Origin of the sequence: Nitrosovibrio sp. Nv6 (assembly GCF_900110495.1) — a bacterium.
Taxonomy (GTDB): Bacteria; Pseudomonadota; Gammaproteobacteria; order Burkholderiales; family Nitrosomonadaceae; genus Nitrosospira.
The window spans coordinates 1-5,510 of sequence record NZ_FODX01000015.1 but is presented as its reverse complement, the minus strand read 5'-3'; the positions used below and the strand labels follow the sequence as shown (position 1 = coordinate 5,510).

The 5,510-nt window shown below is 49.3% G+C and carries 7 protein-coding genes; 6 read left to right on the top strand and 1 reads right to left on the bottom strand.

Annotation, left to right across the window (positions count from 1 at the left end; all coding sequences use genetic code 11):
- From BMX66_RS15180 to BMX66_RS15170, 3 genes are all read left to right on the top strand, one after another.
- A partial coding sequence (locus tag BMX66_RS15180) for an EAL domain-containing protein (RefSeq protein ID WP_143058270.1) occupies positions 1–555 on the top strand: 555 nt, incomplete at its 5' end.
- Between the two features lie 752 nt (positions 556–1,307).
- Positions 1,308–1,775: an FxDxF family PEP-CTERM protein gene (locus tag BMX66_RS15175; RefSeq protein WP_090883715.1), complete on the top strand. Its 468-nt coding sequence runs from the start codon at positions 1,308–1,310 to the stop codon at positions 1,773–1,775.
- A 476-nt stretch (positions 1,776–2,251) separates the two neighbouring features.
- Positions 2,252–2,665 carry a response regulator gene (locus BMX66_RS15170; RefSeq protein WP_090883713.1) on the top strand — a complete coding sequence of 138 codons (414 nt, stop codon included), beginning with the start codon at positions 2,252–2,254 and terminating at the stop codon, positions 2,663–2,665.
- A 584-nt stretch (positions 2,666–3,249) separates the two neighbouring features.
- On the opposite strand, the gene BMX66_RS15165 is transcribed toward BMX66_RS15170, so the two are convergent.
- Complete coding sequence (locus BMX66_RS15165; RefSeq protein WP_255398993.1) at positions 3,250–3,645, bottom strand: response regulator; 396 nt, start codon at positions 3,643–3,645, stop codon at positions 3,250–3,252.
- A gap of 315 nt (positions 3,646–3,960) precedes the next feature.
- Here BMX66_RS15165 and BMX66_RS15160 point away from each other — a divergent pair, with 315 nt between their 5' ends.
- From BMX66_RS15160 to BMX66_RS15150, 3 genes are all read left to right on the top strand, one after another.
- Positions 3,961–4,239, top strand: coding sequence for an HU family DNA-binding protein (locus tag BMX66_RS15160; protein ID WP_090883711.1), 279 nt, complete (start codon positions 3,961–3,963; stop codon positions 4,237–4,239).
- Between the two features lie 174 nt (positions 4,240–4,413).
- Entirely contained in the window at positions 4,414–4,695 is a 282-nt protein-coding gene (locus BMX66_RS15500) for an ATP-dependent DNA ligase (RefSeq protein WP_121169297.1), read from the top strand.
- Between the two features lie 453 nt (positions 4,696–5,148).
- On the top strand, positions 5,149–5,510 hold a 362-nt coding region (locus BMX66_RS15150; RefSeq protein WP_255398992.1), incomplete at its 3' end, for an SOS response-associated peptidase family protein.

Here is a 5,510-nt window from a genome sequence, read left to right as displayed (position 1 = left end):
CAGCTCAATCTCTCCGTAAATGTCAGCCCTCGCCAATTTTGCCAGCCCGATTTTGTCGAGCAGATGATCTCGATGCTCCAACGGACCGGCGCCAACCCAAAAAGACTCAAGCTTGAGCTAACGGAGAGCATACTGGTCCAGAATATGGATGAAACCATTGCAAAAATGAGGGCACTGAAAGTCAAGGGTGTGGGTTTTGCCCTGGATGATTTCGGGGTCGGCTATTCCTCACTCTACTATCTGAAACGCTTGCCCCTGGACTGGGTAAAAATCGACAAGTCATTTGTAAGAGACGTGCTGATCGACCATAACAACGCGACAATCGTTCGCGCCATCTTGCTCCTCGCAAAAAGCATGGAGCTGGAGGTAATTGCCGAGGGGGTGGAAACCGAAGCACAAAAGGACTTTCTTGCTGCCCATGGGTGCACTGCCTATCAGGGTTATCTGTTCGGTCCGCCTCTGACATTAGACCGGTTTGAGGAGTTTATGGGTGGAAAAGACTGGCGGATTGCATCAACAAGGATCGGTATTGACGAGGGGCCTAGTTACGATTAATTGGGCAGTCGTGGGTGATTGGTGAGCCAGTTGATTTTGGATTAGGTGTAAAGGCTTGCGTTTGAAACCGGTCGTGCTCGCATTTAACGCCGTTTTCGGCTCGAATTAACTGCAACTGACGGAGCGCTCATGCTCACGTTGTTTGCAAGTGAGCTTGCATTTATCCGCGCCAGCTTGCATTCCGTTGTCACGGGCTCGCATTAATCGCGAATGAGACCTGCTCCAGATCATCCACAATCGACGCAATGCAGCGTGATTGCTACGTGTTACCTTCGCTTCCAGATCCCTTGGCTCGTTCACCATATAAGTAAGCTGGACAGTTTTATTTGTTGCTAACCCATCTTATGCCAATACGTGATTTCCCAAGATTTTTTTGCAGAACTCTGCCATTATTCTTGCTCCAAGTGTTCAACAAAAATAAGGCGACTAGATATGAAAAAAATCACTTCATCGTTTACCACCTGCGCTACCCTCCTTTCACTAAGTGTTGCCATGACTCCTGTCGCAAATGCGACTAGCACGACGCTCCCCGGTATCGTTCGCGATTTCAGTCCCGGGCCGCTGGTTCCGGGCAGCACTAACCCGGACTTTCAGATCAGTATTGTGGGCGTGAAATCCGACTCGTCAGTCCAACACTTTCAGGCAGTTCACCTACAGCGGTTTCGTTCGGCCCTCCAGGGAATATCACGTCGTCTGCTTCATTTGCTGAATGGTACGGTCCTGCTGCCCCCAGCATTCCTTATGACATCACTTTGAACGAAACTTCTCCAGGATCAGGCACATACAGCTACACCAATAACGCATTCTTCCCCGTCGACGGGCTGCTTCTCGGCAACTATGCGGGATCAGGACACAACTACCACTTCACCTATCAGATTAGCGCCACGTTTGATTATGTCCCTGGGGCAGCTCAGACATTCACCTTCACCGGAGACGACGATGTCTGGGTGTTCTTTGACAAGAAGTTGGGCATTGACTTGGGCGGTGTGCACCCTGCAGCGTCCCAATCCGTAAACCTGGACACGTTGTTCGGTCCAAGCAAGGCCGCTGGGAACTATGCCTTCGATTTGTTTTTTGCCGAGCGTCACACCAGCCAATCGAACCTTTCGATCTCAACATCACTGAATCTGGCTCCGGTCCCTGAACCTGAAACCTACGCCATGTTTATGGTTGGCCTTGGTCTGATGGGCTTTATGGCGCGTCGTCGCAAGACTAGTTGAGCGAAGCATTACTGAACCAAGCGGGCGGGATCCGCACCTCCAGATTGGATCGTAAGGGGTAAGGGTATACCCAAATGGGTCACCATAATGAGACGCTTTTTTTGTCTCAATAGGTTCAATTTGTATTTCCAAGACACTTCCGCTTGATGGTCTAAACCTTAATGAGACAAAACAGTCCTTTCATCATTTGCAGTTAATGTGAGCCGGCCATAATGGAATGCAAGCTGGCGCGGATAAATGCAAGCTCACTTGCAGTTAATGTGAGCTAGCGTGCTCTGTCAGTTGCAGTTAATTCGAGCCGAAAACGGCGTTAAATGCGAGCCCGGCTGTTTTCCATTGCAAGCCGCTACAAATAGGTGGATCAAGGCAAAATGCGGCCCGCTTCGGATAAGGGATCAAAACAAGGATGCTAAGAATTTTCTTTAACCAAAACTGAAGCAGCCCCCCTAAACTCGAAATAAAGGAAAAAAAGTAATTTGAGAGTCACCAATAAACCTATTCTCCTAGTTGAAGATGATCAAGTGGATACCATGACAGTTACCCGCGCCCTTAAGGAAATTCACGTGACGAACAAGCTCGTGCATGTGGAAAACGGCGAGGAAGCGTTAGACTACCTCCAGGATTCAACAAGTGATAAGCCATGCATTATGCTGCTCGACCTGAACATGCCCATCATGAACGGCATCGAGCTGCTGAAAGTGGTAAAAAATGATCAACAGCTAAAGCGTATTCCGGTAGTCGTTTTGACTACATCTGAGGAACAACAGGACAAGGTGAACAGCTTCAACCTGGGGATTGCCGGATATATGACCAAGCCGGTCGACTACCAGAAATTCGTCGAAATCATGCGATCCATTGACGCTTATTGGACAATTAGTGAAATGCCATAAACGATCAACCAGTGCGCCTTCCACAGGGGATCGTGACTCAAAGAGGGGGCTGCCTAAGCCCGGCCAAACAAGAACTAGGATTTTGAACTCTATCAGTTTGGCCTTAATCGTCTAACTATTCTCCGGCCCCCTTTTCAGCAACCAGCTTGAACCCACTCGTGCAGCCGAGTTGCGCGAGCGGATGTTGGCGGCGGGTTTGCCGATCTAAAATGACTGCCCCATCAGTCACACTTATTCCGTTCGCGAAGATCAAACGCGGTCGGTGGGATAAATGCAGGTTCATTTGCAGTTAATCCCGGTTTGCGGGGGTGGATAGATGCAGTTATTCCTGACTCAAATCGCGCCGAATGCTGGTCGGATCATTTCTAAGTGCAGGCTGTTACAGGTAATAGTATTAAATTGCTAATCCTGTGAGCAAACGAGTACGCAACGATCAGGAGCAGGATTAGAACGCCCGGTTTCTACTCCTGGGCATGTTTAATTGTGATGAGCACAACCTCGAAAATTATCGCGTTTTTTCAATCAGGCGTTCAGAGGCGTTTTGCCGCCCAAGCTTCCATGAGCAATTGTGGTATGGGGCAAATTTATAATACCCAAACCAAAATAGTCTGGATTAACACCTGAAGTGAGACGGGTTTGGAAAGATGTGCCTGGAAACCGGCATTAAGGGCTCTTGTCCGGTCCTGGGATCGGCTGAAAGCGGTAACGGCCAAGGCTGGAGTGTCTTTCCCTTTATGGGCGGGAAGGTTCCGCACGGCCTGAATGAACTGGTAGCCGTCCATGTGAGGCATGCTGATGTCGCTTATGATGAGATCGAGCCTTTGCGTCTGTACCTGCTCCAACCCTTCAGCAGCAGTAAGAGAGGTGATTACTTCAGCGCCGTGTAACTCCAGCATCAGCCTGGTGATAACCAGTATCTCTTCCTCATCGTCTACGACCAACACCTTGCGCCCGGAAAGGGACAGGTTTTTGTTATTCATCGCAACGGACATCAAGTCGTATAGGTGATAATTTTATTACTCCTTCCTCAACCTGATCCTGTTCGTTTTCCAACATGAACTGCTTAAAGCAGGTCAAGGAAGATATTTCAATGAATCTCAAGGCTTGCATATCAGCATCCCGGTGATTAGTGCGGGAATAACCTCTTTCATGTTTGTCTCCGTTTGATGCTTTCCTATGATTAGGTTTTTTTTGCTTCCTTGTTGATATTGGATTAAGGACAACTTAAGGTATTAAGGTAGAGTAACGGCGTAATTACTAAGGTCTTAATAGGATGACAAAAAGGAGAGGTAACTATGACTAAAAAAGAACTCATCGACGCAATGGCGACAAAGACCGGTTCAACCAAAGCTGACGCTGAACGTGCTGTTGGGGCACTGATCGAGGTCATTTCTGACGTACTGAAAAAAGGTGACTCCCTGTCCTTGATAGGTTTTGGCACCTTCGAAGTACGCGAACGTCCAGCACGAACCGGCCGCAATCCCAGGACCGGTGAAGAACTGAAAATCGCAGCGTCAAAGATTCCCGCATTTAAAGCAGGTGCTACGTTGAAAACCGCGGTCAATGGCAAGTAAAGAAACATTTCCACCGAAAGCTTTGGCGCTCGCGAAGTGCCGCGCTCGCTAAAAAGCGTAAAACCTGCACGGGGCATAGCGGCGCCTAAAAAGAAAGGTGCTCTCACTTCGCCGGATTTGCCAGAAAACGCACTCAAAGCTGATCTTCCGCCAATTCTCAAGCCCCAACTCGCAATGCTTGTCGATGGAGCTCCCAATGACCCTAATGAGTGGGCATATGAAATCAAATTCGACGGTTATAGAGTACTGGCCAGGATAGGTGGTGAGAGAATCCAGCTTTTCACTCGCAATGGGAATGACTGGTCCCACAAACTGCCGCATATAGAAAAAGCAATAGCTGCAATGGGTTTTTCAAAGCGGCTGGCTGGATGGTGGGGGTCTACCAGGCCATTAATTGTTGTTTGGATATGGAGTTACCCATCAACTGGATTCTCTGGCGTATCGAGTATCAGTTAGTAGAGACGACCCCTGCCTAAGCTCAACCGGAACATTTATGCAACGTGGTCGGCTGAAAGCGTCGAATCTCGCGATGGGCGGGCCTTTGAGCGCTATACAAAAGCGAAAATCCTGGAAGGACCAAACATCGTACGCATTTGGAGCTTCAGGGACATAATTGAACGCAGGCAGGCGGAGGCTTATAAAGCGCAGTTGGCGGCAATTGTCGAGTCCTCGGATGATGCTATCATTGTGAAGGAGCGCAATGGCAGACAGCCAACAATTACTTATGTTTGTCTGCTAAAAACAGGGGTTTTCAGGGACGATTATCTTATACTTAAACTTCCTCGTGCTGCTGCACCCCTGCTTCAGAAAGTGACTGATGCAGGCCTTACAACCTCTTTTACCTACAAGCTATGCGCACATATGTGCGAACGCTTTGAACAGTCTGCATCGAAGGGATACTACGTAAAAATGTTGAGTGTTGATCCGGCCAACGGATGCGAGTGGGTTGGGGATAGCATTCCGCACTACAACGTGGCACCTGGACTATTTGCACGCACGCTGCGGGTGAGCGGAGGGAAGGTGCACGTAAAATCCCGGCCGTGGGGCTACCGGACGCCCCAGGACGCCGCCCCAGAAACGCACTCGTGGATAAATGCAAGGGCGGAAAAGGCATTGTCCGGTTATTACTTTCGCCATATGTTCAGAGAAGGCCGCCTTATCATTCCTGCAGGCGGTTGGTTTGAGTGGTTGCGACATGAAGTCGCATGTGTGATGGTTCGGCGGAGTCATCCGGCCGAACCTGCCGTCCCATCGGCAGTACCCTACGAGGT